15 protein-coding genes are annotated in these 15,240 nt (G+C 59.1%); 4 read left to right on the top strand and 11 right to left on the bottom strand.

The annotated features are described in order from the left end of the window. Nucleotides 1-5: 5 nt before the first annotated feature. From greB to MEB48_RS23525, 6 genes are all read right to left on the bottom strand, one after another. Entirely contained in the window at nucleotides 6-479 is a 474-nt protein-coding gene (greB, locus tag MEB48_RS23500; protein ID WP_237886242.1) for a transcription elongation factor GreB, read from the bottom strand. 21 nt (nucleotides 480-500) lie between these two features. Next, nucleotides 501-1,808: a type II toxin-antitoxin system HipA family toxin gene (locus tag MEB48_RS23505; protein WP_237886243.1), complete on the bottom strand. Its 1,308-nt coding sequence runs from the start codon at nucleotides 1,806-1,808 to the stop codon at nucleotides 501-503. Next, complete coding sequence (locus MEB48_RS23510) at nucleotides 1,805-2,101, bottom strand: helix-turn-helix domain-containing protein (RefSeq protein ID WP_237886244.1); 297 nt, start codon at nucleotides 2,099-2,101, stop codon at nucleotides 1,805-1,807. Before MEB48_RS23510 ends, MEB48_RS23505 begins: the two co-directional genes overlap by 4 nt. 320 nt (nucleotides 2,102-2,421) lie before the next feature. Beyond that, nucleotides 2,422-2,730, bottom strand: coding sequence for a hypothetical protein (locus MEB48_RS23515; protein ID WP_008015149.1), 309 nt, complete (start codon nucleotides 2,728-2,730; stop codon nucleotides 2,422-2,424). A gap of 260 nt (nucleotides 2,731-2,990) precedes the next feature. Continuing rightward, on the bottom strand, nucleotides 2,991-3,425 hold the full coding sequence (locus MEB48_RS23520; protein ID WP_237886245.1) for a DoxX family protein: 435 nt from the start codon (nucleotides 3,423-3,425) through the stop codon (nucleotides 2,991-2,993). A gap of 103 nt (nucleotides 3,426-3,528) precedes the next feature. After that, a complete protein-coding gene (locus tag MEB48_RS23525; RefSeq protein WP_237886293.1) occupies nucleotides 3,529-4,950 on the bottom strand; it encodes a transglycosylase SLT domain-containing protein in 1,422 nt (473 codons plus the stop codon). A gap of 235 nt (nucleotides 4,951-5,185) precedes the next feature. On the opposite strand from MEB48_RS23525, the gene MEB48_RS23530 reads away from it, so the two are divergent. The 3 genes from MEB48_RS23530 (at nucleotide 5,186) to MEB48_RS23540 (ending at nucleotide 8,263) form a co-directional block, all read left to right on the top strand. Continuing rightward, complete coding sequence (locus MEB48_RS23530; RefSeq protein WP_237886246.1) at nucleotides 5,186-5,995, top strand: TatD family hydrolase; 810 nt, start codon at nucleotides 5,186-5,188, stop codon at nucleotides 5,993-5,995. 207 nt (nucleotides 5,996-6,202) lie between these two features. Then, nucleotides 6,203-7,684 carry a methyl-accepting chemotaxis protein gene (locus MEB48_RS23535; RefSeq protein ID WP_237886247.1) on the top strand — a complete coding sequence of 494 codons (1,482 nt, stop codon included), beginning with the start codon at nucleotides 6,203-6,205 and terminating at the stop codon, nucleotides 7,682-7,684. A 210-nt stretch (nucleotides 7,685-7,894) separates the two neighbouring features. After that, the gene (locus MEB48_RS23540) at nucleotides 7,895-8,263 is read left to right on the top strand and encodes an Mpo1-like protein (protein WP_237886248.1); all 369 of its coding nucleotides are present in this window, start codon (nucleotides 7,895-7,897) and stop codon (nucleotides 8,261-8,263) included. Here MEB48_RS23540 and MEB48_RS23545 read toward each other — a convergent pair whose 3' ends face one another. From MEB48_RS23545 to MEB48_RS23555, 3 genes are all read right to left on the bottom strand, one after another. Beyond that, complete coding sequence (locus MEB48_RS23545) at nucleotides 8,264-9,061, bottom strand: acyl-CoA thioesterase (RefSeq protein ID WP_237886249.1); 798 nt, start codon at nucleotides 9,059-9,061, stop codon at nucleotides 8,264-8,266. A 247-nt stretch (nucleotides 9,062-9,308) separates the two neighbouring features. Beyond that, a complete protein-coding gene (locus MEB48_RS23550) occupies nucleotides 9,309-10,067 on the bottom strand; it encodes a CHAD domain-containing protein (protein WP_237886250.1) in 759 nt (252 codons plus the stop codon). A gap of 93 nt (nucleotides 10,068-10,160) precedes the next feature. Then, the gene (locus MEB48_RS23555; RefSeq protein WP_095055823.1) at nucleotides 10,161-10,439 is read right to left on the bottom strand and encodes a hypothetical protein; all 279 of its coding nucleotides are present in this window, start codon (nucleotides 10,437-10,439) and stop codon (nucleotides 10,161-10,163) included. 234 nt (nucleotides 10,440-10,673) lie between these two features. Between MEB48_RS23555 and MEB48_RS23560 the strand changes: the two genes are divergently transcribed. Next, nucleotides 10,674-11,714, top strand: coding sequence for a patatin-like phospholipase family protein (locus tag MEB48_RS23560; protein ID WP_237886251.1), 1,041 nt, complete (start codon nucleotides 10,674-10,676; stop codon nucleotides 11,712-11,714). A 123-nt stretch (nucleotides 11,715-11,837) separates the two neighbouring features. Here the strand turns inward: MEB48_RS23560 and MEB48_RS23565 are convergent, their stop codons facing one another. Further along, nucleotides 11,838-12,536 (bottom strand): response regulator, encoded by a 699-nt coding sequence (locus tag MEB48_RS23565; RefSeq protein WP_237886252.1) that lies wholly within the window; start codon nucleotides 12,534-12,536, stop codon nucleotides 11,838-11,840. A 48-nt stretch (nucleotides 12,537-12,584) separates the two neighbouring features. Next, complete coding sequence (locus MEB48_RS23570) at nucleotides 12,585-15,236, bottom strand: sensor histidine kinase (protein ID WP_237886253.1); 2,652 nt, start codon at nucleotides 15,234-15,236, stop codon at nucleotides 12,585-12,587. Between the last annotated feature and the right edge of the window lie 4 nt (nucleotides 15,237-15,240).

Raw genomic sequence — 15,240 nt, forward strand, 5'->3', positions numbered from 1 at the left:
TAAAACTATGTCGAGTATCTGATCTCGTTTATCCACCACAACATTTCTCCGCTCGGAGTCTGCACAACGACCTCATCACCGACCTCTTTCTTCAAAAGCGCACGCGCCATGGGCGAATCAATGGAGATGTAATCGTTGCGACCGTAGATTTCGTCATAACCCACAACCCTGAATTTCTTGATTTCACCCGCCTCGTTTTCGATCTCTACCCAAGCCCCAAAAAAGACCCTGCCTTCCTGTTCAGGTGAGTACGCAACCACCCGGACATCTTCAAGGCGCTTGCGAAGGTACCGAACACGCCGATCGATTTCCCGGAGCAGCTTTTTGTTGTATTGGTAATCCGCGTTTTCGCTACGGTCGCCGAGCGACGCCGCCCAAGTGACCTTGCGCGTGGTGTCAGGACGTTTTTCTCGCCAAAGGTAGTCGAGTTCCTGCTTCAGAGCGTCATGACCTTCCTTTGTGATGATGTTCGTACTCAAGATGGATTTCTCATTAATGATTTACCTATCAGAACGCTCTTGGAAGGATCGTAAAGCCGGAGCATTATCTTCGAAGCGCACCCGTGCATCACTGAGAACCCGGTGAATCGCAACCCCCGCAGACTTGGGGATCTTCAGTACCTTGAGCAAACGATCCCAGTCATCCAGCGCCGCGAGGGTTTGGTCGATGTAGTCATCAGGCTTGAGGTATTTGTAATCCTTGCACAGATCTCTGATGACCTTTCGTGTCGGTTTACCATGACCTGAAAATGCAGTGGAGTGCTCGCCCATCCCATCTGAGAAAGTAAGGTCGTACGCTGGAGACAGCGTCCAGGCTCCCTGCCCTTCGTGATACAGAAATGCAAAATTTTTGGTGTGATCGTCGTAGTTGTGGAACACCGCATTGAAGATCATGAGTCTTGCCATTTTCTCAACCTCGGCAGCGTTTTTCGTCAGCGCGCTGGTCAACTTGAGTATCTGACTGTAATCCATAGTCGGCGCCCGGAAGTCTGCGTAGGCCAACGCTGAGAGGGTAATCATATGAATCTTGCGATCGCCATCACGATCGAAACGTTTGGCGGCGAAGAATCGCTCAACTCCGCCCTGACGCATCTGCACCTCTAGCAGTTCCGTATGCGCCATATTCACCCCAGCCTTTCTGGCCATCACCGCATATGCTTGCTCAATCCCTCCAGTCGCCAAAGGCTCATTCAGAGCCCTGAACTTCACAAGCCAGTGAGCGTATCCAGGTGGAAGCTGGCCAAAAGCTGAAGTCGCAGTCTCAAGATCATGTGACAGTGCAACGATTGCTTTGGGGCGAGCACCAGCGGGGGAGCCACCCGCCAAGCGTAACCCCTTGAGCACTTTTGGGGTGTCTCCCTGTTGTACCTCGACAGATGCCTCGAATAGGCGAGCAAGATTCACCGACTCAACGGCGACCTTTTCTGTTTTGGGATGAAACTCAAAGATTCCCATGGCTCGATCACCTATGTAGGCCAGCCGATCTAGCGGACTGAGCGTCAGCGAGGTACCTGCTCCGAAGGTCGCGTCGAAGAATCTATCCATCAGCAGAAGCCCCCAACCGTCCGGCAAGGAATCTGCAAATGGGCCGTGCAGGCCCTTGAACAATCGACTTTCACGCGCGAGCTGTGGTTTGTCATCGAATGTCATTGTCAGGGGAGAAAGGTCGAACCCCTTGGCCAGCCATTCTTTGTCGTACACAAAGTAGATGCCTTTCCCCTCGATACGGCTCAATTCGCCAACCATTACGCCATTGGCGGTGACGATGAGCGATTCGGTGGGCTTGAACCTGGGGATACGCAGGCTCATTTGGTACCTCGTTTACGCTTAAGATTTTTTAGCTCTTCGATTGAGCCTGGATGCGAGGGTTTGAAAAGACTCATCATCGGCGTTAGCTCATCGAGCGCCGTGGCCAGAAGAATCATGGACTCAAGGGTGATCGATCCGGAGTGTTCGAACCGCTTGATGGAGGACTCAGACACTCCGGATTGCTCAGCCAGGGTTTTACGAGAAAGGTTCTTGGACAAGCGCAACGCTTCGGCATTTTTCCCCAGTTCGCGTGCGATTTCCGCCGGGCTGTACAAAAAATGCATAAGTGACATAGCTTTCTCCTAGCTCACTATTGGTCATAATTGATCCATTATGATCAATATTGTCAGACAAAGGATTTATTCTGACCAATTGCATCAATAATAAGTCATTACATTAATGGTCATATCCGACCAATTAATGCCAATTAACAGGATAAAAAGGTCGTATATGACCAATAGCCAAGAAAACATCTAGCTACTAGATCAAGGGGACAAACGGTGAAGTGAGTCGGATGAACTGGACTTGTAGCCAAGGCCTGATCAGCATCGACCACCGCTGGCGTGGGCGTTGATCGGCAAGGCGCTGGACGCCGAACGACTCTCTCTGAGCCTCAGCGGCGGGTAATCAGCCCTTGGCGCGCCACGCGAGTCAGCTGCCTGATCACTTCCGGCGCATCCTCGATGCTGGGGGCCAGAATCACCGCCAGATCGAAGCTATCGTTGGCAAACCGTGCCAGTGACTCGCCGTCGTCGACAAACTGAATCAGGAAAGCAGCAGGCCCACCGGTACGACGTGGCCAGCCATCGAGGTAACGCAACAGCGTCGGCTGATGTTTACCGCCAAGCAGGATTTTTGGATTGCGTTGGGTAAGGTGTGCCGTGATCGGCGCGGGGCGTATGACGGGGCTTAATGCATTCATTGCGTCGTGTCTCTGCCTCAGAAGTCTGCATGGCAGGTGAGAGGCAACACCGAACCAGCGCTTTAGCGGTATTTCGAAGCCTGTTTCAAGCTTCTATCGGCAACTGAATGAGTCACCTGGCGCCCCGCAAGTAGCTGTTTAAATCGGCGCATGGGCAGCATCCTAGAGAAGCTGACCGGACAGTGTCAAGAATCACGCGCAACAAAAAAGGCCTGCACAGTGCGTCGCACAATGCAGGCCTTTTTGTTGAGCAAGAGCGGTCAGTCAGTGATGGCGCGGTCTGCCGACAGCTTGCCTGCACCTTCGATCAGCACCGCGAGACTGCCGCCGAGCAAGGCCAGGGCGAATTCATAACCGTTGTTAGACATGAACAGACCATTGCTGATGTGCACCGAGAAAATAGCGACCAGTGAAACGAAGGTCAGCCCCAGCGCTGCCGGACGCGCCAGCAGACCGATGATCAACGCCAGACCGCCGAAGAACTCGGTACCACCGGCCAGGATCGCCATCAGGTGACCCGGCGCCAGGCCGATACTTTCCATCCATTGCGCGGTGCCGGCAATGCCGTAGCCGCCGAATGCCCCGAAGAGTTTCTGTGAGCCGTGGGCCGCAAAGATGATGCCGACGACAATCCGTAGAATCGTCAGGCCGTAACCGGCGCGGGTGGACAGTACCTTGTTGATCAGTGTGCTCATGCTGTGTCATCCATTGTGAGTGTGTGTTGGTTGGCCGCTATATTAATCAATAAAACTCATGTTAAAAGCGCAAAAAACCCACCATAACAATCAGATTAGTCGATCATTTACGTGAGGCAACTTTTTGCCCCTGGGGCTCCAACGACTCCCGCTCCCGATCGAAGGCCAAGTAATACTTGTTCACGCTATTAACATAGCTGACAGCACCCATTCCCACCTGCTCCATGGCAATGCGCTCAACCTGGAAGAACCACTGATTAGGATTCAAGCCGCGTCGCCGGGCTTCGGCGCGCATACCCTGAACCCGCTCCGGTCCCATGTTGTAGGCCGCCAGCACGAACGCCATGCGCTCGCGTTCGTTGAGTTTGGGGCTGGCAAAAAACTTGCGGCGGATCATCGCCAGGTACTTGGCGCCGGCCTGCACATTGGCGTCGAGGTTTTGAATATTACTGACCCCAACCCGTTGCGCCGCGGACGGGGTGATTTGCATCAGGCCGGTGGGGCCGCTGCCGCTTCTGGCGTTGGGTTGCAGCGCCGACTCCTTGAAAGCCAGCGCCGCCAGGTTCAGCCAGTCCATGCCTTGGGCTTCAGCATGTTTTTGCAGCACCGGTCGAAGTTTTTCCAGGCGCTGCCGATCAGCCTTGGCCAAGGGATAGTGCACTTGATACAAGCGTCGATAAATCCGCAGGAACGCCGCATCCTGGTCCGACGGTTTCTTGTAGGTAGTCAAGAAGCGATCGATGCTCGAGCGCAGCATCGAGGCATCGCGGCGCACGAACCAGTATTCCTCACCTGGCTCGCTGATAAGGACCTGACGATCGAAGCGCAACTTGGGCAGGATCTTGCCCCAGCGTTCGGCAATCGGTTGCTCGACGATCGTCAAATGAAAGATCCCGCCCTGGACCATTTCCAGCACATCCTCGACCGCCAGGCTTGGATCGACCCACTCGATCTTCACCGCAGGCAATTTGTGCAGCGCGAGTTTCTGATTGATCTGACTGACCGCATCCCCGGCGGCACTGCCGGTGGGCAGCGCGAGGGTTTTGCCCGAAAGTTGTTCGAGACGGGTGTAACGTCGTTCACCTTTGATCCCCACCAGCAGCAACGGCACATCGCTGGCAATCGGTTGACTGGTGCTGACCGCGAGGCCCGATTGCGGATCGAGCAATTCCCCCGGTGCGACCAGATCACCCTCCCCGCGCTGCAACGCGCCGAGCAGTTGATCCTTGGCTTTGGGAATGATTTTGAGGGTTATTTCCTGGCCGTCACGGGCTTGGTCATTGAGGTATTGTTCGAAAGCGCGCAGGCGATGGTATTCGACGCCGATGGCCTGGCCCTGGACTTCACCGGAGCTGTTGCGGCTCTGGTTGACCAACACCCGCAACACGCGACTGCTGCGAATCTCCGCCAGATCGCGGACCTTGGCCGCGGGCACGGCTTGCAACGGCCCGGCCAGACGCGCAACCGCCGGCATAGGCAGCAGCAACGAGCAACACAGCAGTAACAAAACCGAGGGACGAATCATCCACTCTCCGGAAAGAATACTGGCCGACCTCATGGGTGATTTCATGAAGTCGAGCGACAGAAACAGAGCGCCTGAAGCGCTATAAAGTGCCTGAGAGTGGCACAATGATGGCAACTCTACCAACCCGGCCTGTCTCGCGGCCTTAACAGACAGCTTTAACGTGTTGTAGTTCTTGGCTTTTCTTATAAATCTACAGCTCTGATATGCTTTCCGGCCTTTGGTCCGAGGTAGCACCATGCAACTCATCGATATCGGCGTCAACCTGACCAACCCCAGTTTCGCCGACAAACACCAGGCTGTACTCGACCGTGCCTATGCTGCCGGGGTCTGCCAATTGGTGCTTACCGGGACCAGCGTCGATGTCAGCGAACAGGCTCTGGAGCTGTGCCAGCAATTGGACGAAAGTGCTCAGCGACTATTCGCCACGGCCGGCATTCATCCGCACTCGGCCAGCGATTGGAACGCCGACAGCGCTCAGCGTCTGCGCAGTTTGCTCAAGGAACCGAATGTGGTGGCCGTGGGCGAATGCGGCCTCGATTTCAATCGTGACTTCTCGCCTCGCCCACAACAGGAAAAAGTCCTCGAAGAACATCTGGCGATGGCGGTCGAGCTGCAATTGCCGGTGTTCCTGCATGAACGCGATGCCAGCCAACGGTTGCTGGAGATCCTGCGTGATTACCGTGACCAGTTGCCGGCCGCCGTGGTGCACTGCTTCACCGGTGAAAAAAAGGCGTTGTTCAGTTATCTCGATCTGGATTTGCACATTGGCATCACCGGCTGGATCTGCGACGAACGCCGGGGCACGCACCTGCATCCGCTGGTCAAAGAGATTAAACGCGGGCGCTTGATGCTGGAGAGCGATGCGCCATACCTGCTGCCCCGCAGTCTGCGTCCAAAGCCGAAGAACGGTCGCAATGAGCCGGCGTATCTGACTGAAGTGTTGCGTGAGGTGGCGTTGCATCGTGGGGAAAGCCAGGAAGACCTGGCAAACCACACCACAGCCTGCGCACGAGCATTTTTCGGTCTGCCCTCAATCCCCCAATAACCACAAATCCCCTGTGGGAGCGGGCTTGCTCGCGAAAGCGGTCTGTCAGTCACATTGATGTTGGATGTGCCGCCGTCTTCGCGAGCAAGCCCGCTCCCCACATTGGGACTGCGGAGGATGTTGACCCATATCAAGAGTCGAAGCCTTGAGTAGCGGCACAATGCTGGCACCTTGCCAAAACTGTTTCCGCTATCAGAGAAGACCTCCATGGGTGCCTGGCTTAGCAACATCTCGCTGAAATATAAATTCTGGGCGGTCAACGCCGTCGCCTTCGTCACCACCCTGTTGCTGGTGCTGTACGCCGTGCAGCTTGAACAACAGGCCCGAAGCCACGCGGCCCAAGCATCGGCCCAGGCTCAGGCGCGATTGCTCAATGCCTGGCCTGTCGGGCAGCCGCTGCCCAAGACCGATAACCTGCTGACCTTCAATCGCGGACAGGCGCCATTGCTGAACGGGCAACCGCTGCTGGAGCTGACCGATACCAACGGTTGGGTCGAGATCAGCACCATGCCGCTGTTCGGTGAAAACCCGTTGATGGGCGCCGAGGTGTTCGCTCGCCCTGACGGTCAACAGGCCGCAGTGATCGCCTATGGCCCGAGCCTGAGCCAAGTGTTCGGCGAACGCTTCACTCACTACGCCGTAGCGGTGTTCATTCTGATGCTGGCGATGCTCGGCGCATCCCAACTGTTGATCCGCTTCCTGCTCAGCCAACTCAACACCTTGAAAGACGTGATGCTCCACGTCGAGAAAACCGGTGACCTGTCGGCCCGTGTGCCGCTGGCCTGCAAGGATGAAGTCGGGCAGATGGCCAATGCCTTCAATGCCATGCAGGCCGGTTACCAGCGGGTGGTCAACACCGTCGCCAACACCGCCCGGCAACTGGATGTCGGCGCCGCGCGGCTGGCCTCGAGCATGAACGAGGTACGTCACGGCATGCTCGGTCAGCAAAGCGAAACCGATCAAGCCGCCACGGCGATCAACGAAATGACCGCCACGGTCCATCACATCGCCCAACACGCCGGTGCCACCCGCGACCTCTCGCAAACCGCCGACACCCTGGCAGGCAGTGGCCAGGAAGTGGTCGCTCGGGTGCAGAAATCGATTGGCGGGTTGTCCACCGGCGTGCAGCAAACCGCCGAGATGATTCAGCGTCTGGCCGAAGACAGCCAGAAAATCAATGGCGTGGTCAGCGTGATCCACAGCATCGCCGAACAGACCAACCTGCTGGCCCTTAACGCCGCCATTGAAGCGGCCCGGGCCGGTGAAATGGGCCGCGGGTTTGCGGTGGTCGCCGATGAGGTGCGTAACCTGGCCAAGCGAGTCCAGGCGTCCACCGATGAGATCACCACCATGGTTTCAGCGCTGCAGGCCGGTACTCGCGACGCCGTGGACTTCATGCAGGAAAGTTCGTACAAGGCGGACGACTGCATGCAGCAGGCTCAGGAAGCCAGCGTGGCCCTGGCCGAAATCACCGGTGCGGTGGCACAGATGCGTGAAAGCAATACGCAGATCGCGGTGGCGGCCGAGCAGCAGAGCCATGTGGCGGAAGAAATGAATCGGGCGGTGGTGAGCATTCGCGACGTGACCGAAAACACCGTGCAGCAGACCGTGAATTCGGCGATTACCAGCAATGAGCTGGCGATGTTGGCGGGGGAATTGAGCAAGGCCATCGGGCAGCTCAAGCTTTGAGGGCCTCTTCGCGGGCAAGCCTCGCTCCTACAAGGATTTGTGGCGCACCGTCCCCTGTAGGAGCGAGGCTTGCCCGCGAAAGCGTCAGTCCGGCCAACATCAATATTGCCCATGACCCCTATCACTTCGATAGCCAGCCTTGATTCGCCGACGGCCCGTGCCAGGCCTATTCTTTATTCAATCGCCTCAACGAATCAAAGGATATGCATCATGGGCAAACGTCACCCCAACCTTCCCGCCTGGCAATGGCGAATGTACCCGCACAATCACCAGCATCCGACCAATCTGGTGCTGCACCTGATTGCCGTCCCGTTGTTCATCGTGGCGTTTTTGCTGATGGTCTCGGGGGTGTTCAGCCTGGATCTGGCGAGCTTCGCGATCGGCGTTATCGGTCTGCTCGCGGCCCTGGGCCTGCAGCGCCACGGTCACCGCCTGGAGGCGCAAGCGTCTGAGCCGTTCAGTGATCGCAAAGATGCGGTATCACGCTTGCTGGTCGAGCAGTTCCTGACCTTCCCACGGTTTTTCTTCAGTGGCGGCTGGTGGCGCGCCTGGCGTGAACGCCATCGTCGTCGTCACTGATCAGGCGAAAATCGTGACGGTCTGCCGGCTCATGGCGATCAACTGACCGTCCGTATTCCATAGTTTTGCGGCGACATGCCCGTAGCCGTCAGCGGCATACTCGATTTCCGCCAGGTACTTGCACCAGTCCAGCGTGTTCAACGCCAGCAACGGCTGGACGAATTCGATGGTCCAGGTCAGCGTGCTGCCTGCCGCCGGTTTCTTCAGATGCGGTAACAAGGCCGGCGGCCAGGCGTCGACCAGCGCCAGAATGTGCGCCTCGCTGACCGCCTCTTCTCTTGCAGCCTCACGCAAACGCACCCAGCCGCCCATCTCGCGGGATGTGTTGCCGGTGAACGGCAGCCCACCGACACTCCAGCGCATTGCCATATGACGCATGAATTCCGGGGTCACGCCTTTGATGTACGGCAGTTCCTGACAGTCGTCCCGGTGTTTCATCTCGGGAGCTATGCTGGCCGTGACTGCCACCTCGGACGGTCGGGAGGCGCCGAAGCTGCCCTGGACCAACGTCACCACTTGCCCCTTTTGCATCGTCCGGCCCAGCACCTGGCTGACGGCTTTGCCTTCGCGCAACACATCGACTTCAAAACTGACCGGCACATCGGGTTCGACCGGGCCGACAAAGGTGATTGCCAGCGATCGCACCGGACGATCCGCCGGGACTTTTGCGCGCATGGCTTCGTATTGCAAGGCGGCTATCAGGCCGCCAAAAGTCGCCCGCCCCTGACCCCATTCGGCCGGAATAGACAGCCCTTGCGGTTGGCTGCGGACAGCGTCGAGCAGATCGGAAAAGCGCATGGAAACCTCAGAGGCAGGAAGTTGGATGGAGCGATCTTAACCAGCCTGCAAAACCGGCACAGCGCTTATTCCGGCCAAAATCACTGACAGATGAGCCGTGCTCGGCTCGAACACACATTCCCTGTTCGCCACAAAACGACTGTGGGAGCGGGCTTGCTCGCGAAAGCGGTCTGACATTCAACGTAAATGTTGAATGTCAGACCGCTTTCGCGAGCAAGCCCGCTCCCACATTTGATCTTGGGTGGTTTCAGGATTTGAAGCAGGTGGCGCTGAGTTTGTCGAGGACGCGGTCGGCGTTTTCTTCAGCCTTGGCCAAGGTGGTTTTCCAGACCGCGACACAGGGCTGCAAATCGGGCTCTTCTTTGGCCCGGTCCAGCCACTGCCAGCTGTCGTGCCAATCACCCAGGGCGGACTGGGCCTCTTTCAGTCTGGGCAGCGCCGCTTTCGGCAAACGGTCCAGTTCGGGATAGGCTTCGATGCCATAGCGCACGCGCTTGATCAGCAGGCGCAAACGATGGCGGTCATGGGCAGGGTCATGCAGGGCCTTGTCGAGTTTCTTCCATTGTTTACCCAGGCGTTTTTCGATGCGCTTGCGCAAGTCCTTGAGCAACCCCTGACGCTGGGAAGCCCGCAGGAAACGCGGAAAGGCGTCGAGGATCATCAGCATCTGCGCCACCTCCGGGCTCGCCGCCACGATGGGATAAGCCTCGTCCATCCGCACCATGCGCCGGTGCGCGGCCTCGGGTTGACCATGCTGGAGCAAGTACGCCGCCAGCACTTCGCGATCGCGCAACGGTGTGGTCAGGTCACCGACCCGGGATGCCGCCGCTTCCAGTTGCTCGACCCCAGGCAAACCGCGCAAGGGCCGCAGCAGGCTGCGCAAACGTCGCACGGTGGTGCGTAGATCGTGCAGCGCTTCAGAATCGGTGCGGGCACTCAAGCGTGCCTGACAGGCCAGCAGGCGAATGTCCAGGCTCAGAACATGAGCCACCAACCGATCGATCATGGTTTTCTCCGTAAACAACGGCAGGCCTCAAGCAGTAAGCCTGAAGCCGGCACGACGCACTGGTCGCTTGCTGCTTATAGACTGTAGCTGCTTCTATCGGCCCGCGCGGGACTCACGAATGTAGAAGCGCGCCTTCTCGGCCTTCTTGGTGCAACCCTCGTATGCTTCGAATTGCTGCTGGGTCTTGGCGCCGGTCAGCAACGACAGTGCCTTGGAGTAGCTGACGGTCCCGGCGAAGCCTTCGACCTTGGCCAGGTCCAGTTCACGCCAGGCGGCGTCGAGTTGGCTGCCGCAGCTGTCACGGTAAGCGGTTTTACCGGCACAACCGGCGAGTGCCAGGGCAATCAATGGCACACAGATCCAGGCTTTCATCACTCACACCTCAAAGATAGGTAAACACAGTCATGCACGTAAGACGGTCTGGGGCGTGAAAAGTGCCTTGGGCCGCAGTGGAAACCCGCCGTGGAAATCACAGCGCACGCGAGAATACCCACTCGCCTTCCTTGTGTGTCAAAAAACGACGCATTGACCTCGCCGAACGACCATAGCGATTGAAGCTTGCCCCTCGATGGGCGCATTGTTGAACCTTGTCAGAGAGGTCGTTTCATGAAAAAGCGTGTCGCACTGGTGCTGGGCTCGGGCGGTGCCCGGGGCTACGCCCATATTGGCGTCATTGAAGAGATCGAACGGCGCGGCTACGACATCGCCTGCATCGCCGGTTGCTCCATGGGCGCGGTAGTCGGCGGGATTTATGCCGCCGGTAAACTCGACGATTATCGCGACTGGATCGAGAGCCTGGATTACCTCGACGTCTTGCGTCTGGTGGACGTCAGCTTTCGCTTGGGCGCGATTCGCGGGGAAAAAGTTTTCGGGCAGATCCGCAAGATCGTCGGCGAGATCAACATCGAAGACCTGCGCATTCCCTACACAGCCGTGGCCACGGACCTGACCAATCAGCAGGAAATCTGGTTCCAGGAAGGCTGCCTGCACCAGGCCATGCGCGCCTCGGCGGCGATACCCAGCCTGTTCACGCCGGTGATGCAGGGCAATCGAATGCTGGTGGACGGCGGTATCCTCAACCCATTGCCGATCGTGCCGGTGGTGTCGAGCCATTGCGACCTGATCATCGCGGTCAACCTCAACTCCACCAACCAGCGTCACTATCAACTGCCGGTGATCCAGCGCCCGGCCGCGTTCAAGACCCGCTTCGACAGCCTGATCAACTCGTTGGGCTCGAAATTGCCCTTCCGCCGCAAACAGGCCGAACAATTACTGCTGCTGGAAAAGGAAGCCTTGATGGCCGAAGCGGCCGATATCAACCCCTGGATCGAATCCGCCGAGCCCGAAGGCCAGCAACCGGCGGCGGCCCCGGAAAGCAACGGCGCACCCAAATCTGCCACCGGGTCGTTCATCATCGACAACGTCGGGCCGGCGTCCTTACTGGATTTGATCAACCAGAGTTTCGAGGTGATGCAGACGTCATTGGCGCAGTACAAGATTGCAGGGTATCCGCCGGATATCCTGATCAACGTGCCCAAGCGCGTGTGCCGGTTTTTCGAGTTCTACAAGGCGCCGGAGTTGATAGCGCTGGGGCGCGAGATTGCGCGGGATACGCTGGATCGGTATGAGAATGAGCGGGATTCTTGAGGCCTGACGATCGTTCCCACGCTCTGCGTGGGAATGCATCCTGTGACGCTCCGCGTCACGACTTCAAAAGCGGACGCAGAGCGTCCATGGCGGCATTCCCACGCAGAGCGTGGGAACGATCAACTAAAGGCTACCCTCACTCAGAAGCCGATACCCAACCCCCGCCTCGGTGACGATGAACCGTGGCTGAGTCGGATCATCCGCCAGTTTCTGCCGCAGGTGCCCCACCACGATCCGCAGATAGTGGCTGTCTTCGGTGTGGGTCGGCCCCCAGATGTCCTTGAGCAATTGCTGCTGGGTGATGACGCGTCCCGGATGCCGCGCCAGTTGCGCCAGTACCGCATATTCCTTACGCGTCAGCGCCACTTCGGCGCCGTCCAATAGCACCCGGCGATAAGCCAGGTCGACGGTGAGCGGACCGAAACTGAGCGCCGCTTCCTTAGCCTCCCCCGTCGGCGCCTGACGCAGCAATGCGCGCACTCGGGCCAGAAATTCCTGGATGCCGAACGGCTTGGTCACGTAGTCGTTGGCGCCGCCATCCAGGGCTTGGACTTTCTGTCCTTCGCTGGCGCGCACCGAGAGCACCAATATCGGCACCGTCGACCACTCGCGAAACTCTTGCAGCACTTGCTGACCGTCCATGTCCGGCAGGCCGAGGTCGAGCACCAGCAGGTCGGGTTTGTTCAATGCGGCCTGGGCCAGGCCTTCCGTGCCGGTGCCGGCCTCCAGCACTTTGTAGCCTTGGGAAACGAGGCTGATGCGCAGGAATTTGCGGATCTGCGGTTCATCATCGATGACCAAAATGGTCGCGGTCTGGCTCATGAATTCACATCAACACAAAGAAGTGGCAAGAGAGTAGCGCAGGCGAGATCAGGCTTCACTGTCCAATCCCGGCTGAGTCTGCAATGGCAAATGCAGAGTAATGCAAGTACCACGTCCTTCAATGCCATCGGTGACGCTGATCCGCCCGCCATGGGCACCGACCATTCCCTGACAGATTGCCAGCCCCAGCCCGGTACCCTGCCCGCCGCGATCACCGCGAGCGGCGGTGTAAAACATGTCGAAAATCTTCGCCCGCTCCTCCTCCGGAATCCCCGGCCCTTCATCGCTCACGGAAAAAAACAGCTCGCTGTCAGTGGCCCCGGCACGCAATTCAAGACGACCGCGGGGCGGTGAGAAACGCGCAGCGTTTTCCAGTACATTGACCAGTGCTTGCTCGATCAACGCGGCATGTACATAGAGCAGCGGCAGTTCGGCCGGCACTTCGGTAATGACTTGCAACGACGCCAGCACCGCACGCAGACGATTGAGAGAACTGCCGACAATGTCTGCCGGCGACACCCAATCCCGCGCCAGCTTCAGGGCGCCGTGGCCGAGACGGGTCATGTCCAGCAGGTTTTGAATGTAACGATCCAGCCGTTCGGCTTCATCGCGGGTGCCTTCGAGCAGTTCGCGACGGTCCTCCAGCGGAATCGCCTCGCCAAGCGCCAGCAGGCTGTCGATGCTGCCACGCATGGAGGTCAGCGGCGTGCGCAAATCGTGGGACACCGAAGCCAGCAGCGCACTGCGCAACTGCTCGGTTTCGCCATGCAAGCGCGCGGCTTCAAGGTCATCGGCCAATTGCGCCCGGGCCAACGCCTGCGCCAGCGGTTGGCTCAGCGCAGTCAGCAAGCGCCGCCGCTGGCCGCTCAAGGTCTGACCTTCTTTGGCACACACACCGAGCAGTGCCAGCGGCCCATCGTCCACCGACAACGGCCACCACCACCAGCGCCCGAACGGCAAGGTACCGGTGCCCGCGCCGGCCGGTTGATCATGTTGCCAGGCCCAATCGGCGGCGGCGCGCTCGGCTTCGGAGAACGCCAGCGGCCCGCCGGTTTCGACTTTCCAGCCGCTCTGGCCATCGCGGTTGAGCAGGCACAGTTTCAGGTCGGTCCAGCCATTGAGGTGCTGCGCCGCAGCGCTGACCACGGCCTGACGGTCGGTGGCGGCGGTGAGTTTGCGCGACAGGTCGAGCAGTTCGCTGGTTTCTTCCTGGGTGTCGCGCAACGCCTGCAATTGCCGCCGTTGTCGCGCCGCCAGGTTGCCGGTAAGGGCCGCCATCAGCAGGAAGAACAGCAAGGTCAGCACGTCTTCTTCACGCTGAATACTGAAAGAGAAATTCGGCGGAATGAACAGAAAGTCATAGGTCAGAAATGACAGCGCCGCGCAGGCCAGCGCCGGGCCGAGGCTACTGCGCACCGCCACGAGCAACACCGCCGCGAGGAACACCAGCGAGATGTTCGGCAGCGGCAAAATACTCGACACCGCCCAGGCCAGAGCAGTGGCAAGCACCGTCGCCACCAACGCCAACGCATAGTCGAACCAGACCAGCGACTGCGCCGAGCGTTGGCGCGGCTGATGCTGTTCTTCGTCACTGTCGAGCACGTTGATTTCCAGCCCGCGGGCATCGCGCAGCAAACGGGCCGCCAGACCGCCGCCGAACAACCGTCGACGCAAACGCTGGCGTGACTGGCCCACCAACACCAGGCTGGCGCGACGTTCGGCGGCGTGCTGGATCAATGTTTTCGCCACCTCCCCGGCGCGCAGCAGCACCACTTCGCCCCCGAGACGTTCGGCCAGTTGCTGAGCGCTTTGCAGGCGCAGGCGCGATTGCTCGTCGCGCACACGGCCGTTGTCCACATGCACCAGACTCCACGGCAAATGCCGGCGCTGGGCAACGCGACTGGCGTGACGCACCAGACGCTCGGCCTGAGCATCGCCATCGACACCCACCAGCAAACGACCGCGCACCGCCGGCGCGGTATGCCCCAACTGGCGATAACCCTGGGCCAGATCGTTATCGACCTGAGCGGCCGCGGTTTGCATCGCCAGTTCGCGCAGGGCGGTGAGGTTGGTCTGGGTAAAAAACGCATCGATCGCCGCACGCGCCTGCTCCGGCACGTAGACTTTGCCGTCGCGCAGACGCTCCAACAGTTCGCGTGGCGGCAGGTCGATCAGCAGCAATTCGTAGGCTTCTTGCAGCACCCAGTCCGGCAGGGTTTCGCGCACCTGTACGCCGGTGATGCCGCGCACCTGATCGTTGAGACTTTCCAGATGCTGGACGTTGACCGTGGTAAACACGTCGATGCCGGCGGCCAGCAATTCCTGGATGTCTTGCCAGCGTTTGGCGTGGCGACTGCCGGGGGCATTGCTGTGGGCCAGTTCGTCCACCAGCACCAGTTTCGGCCTGGCTTTGATCAGACCGTCGAGGTCCATTTCTTCAAGCATCACGCCGCGGTATTCCGAGCGCACCAATGGCTGCTGCGGCAAGCCAGCCAGCAGCGCTTCGGTTTCGGCGCGACCGTGGGTTTCGACCACTCCCGCCATGACTTTCACGCCTTGGCGCAATTGAGTGTGGGCGGCTTGCAGCATGGCGTAGGTCTTGCCGACACCGGGCGCGGCGCCGAGAAAAACCTTGAGCCGGCCACGGCCATCACGGGGCAGGTCTGCTAACAGCGCGTCGGCGCGGCCGGAGTTGCTCATGCTT

Origin of the sequence: Pseudomonas sp. PGPR40, assembly GCF_022014505.1 — a bacterium.
Taxonomy (GTDB): domain Bacteria; phylum Pseudomonadota; class Gammaproteobacteria; order Pseudomonadales; family Pseudomonadaceae; genus Aquipseudomonas.

Excerpts from the sequence above, each read along its gene's own strand:
- MEB48_RS23570 (WP_237886253.1), bottom strand. The coding sequence starts at position 15,236 with ATGAGCAACTCCGGCCGCGCCGACGCGCTGTTAGCAGACCTGCCCCGT.
- MEB48_RS23565 (WP_237886252.1), bottom strand. The coding sequence starts at position 12,536 with ATGAGCCAGACCGCGACCATTTTGGTCATCGATGATGAACCGCAGATC.
- MEB48_RS23560 (WP_237886251.1), top strand. The coding sequence starts at position 10,674 with ATGAAAAAGCGTGTCGCACTGGTGCTGGGCTCGGGCGGTGCCCGGGGC.
- MEB48_RS23530 (WP_237886246.1), top strand. The coding sequence starts at position 5,186 with ATGCAACTCATCGATATCGGCGTCAACCTGACCAACCCCAGTTTCGCC.
- MEB48_RS23510 (WP_237886244.1), bottom strand. The coding sequence starts at position 2,101 with ATGTCACTTATGCATTTTTTGTACAGCCCGGCGGAAATCGCACGCGAA.
- MEB48_RS23555 (WP_095055823.1), bottom strand. The coding sequence starts at position 10,439 with ATGAAAGCCTGGATCTGTGTGCCATTGATTGCCCTGGCACTCGCCGGT.
- MEB48_RS23535 (WP_237886247.1), top strand. The coding sequence starts at position 6,203 with ATGGGTGCCTGGCTTAGCAACATCTCGCTGAAATATAAATTCTGGGCG.
- MEB48_RS23550 (WP_237886250.1), bottom strand. The coding sequence starts at position 10,067 with ATGATCGATCGGTTGGTGGCTCATGTTCTGAGCCTGGACATTCGCCTG.
- MEB48_RS23515 (WP_008015149.1), bottom strand. The coding sequence starts at position 2,730 with ATGAATGCATTAAGCCCCGTCATACGCCCCGCGCCGATCACGGCACAC.
- MEB48_RS23540 (WP_237886248.1), top strand. The coding sequence starts at position 7,895 with ATGGGCAAACGTCACCCCAACCTTCCCGCCTGGCAATGGCGAATGTAC.
- MEB48_RS23525 (WP_237886293.1), bottom strand. The coding sequence starts at position 4,950 with ATGATTCGTCCCTCGGTTTTGTTACTGCTGTGTTGCTCGTTGCTGCTG.
- MEB48_RS23545 (WP_237886249.1), bottom strand. The coding sequence starts at position 9,061 with ATGCGCTTTTCCGATCTGCTCGACGCTGTCCGCAGCCAACCGCAAGGG.
- MEB48_RS23520 (WP_237886245.1), bottom strand. The coding sequence starts at position 3,425 with ATGAGCACACTGATCAACAAGGTACTGTCCACCCGCGCCGGTTACGGC.
- MEB48_RS23505 (WP_237886243.1), bottom strand. The coding sequence starts at position 1,808 with ATGAGCCTGCGTATCCCCAGGTTCAAGCCCACCGAATCGCTCATCGTC.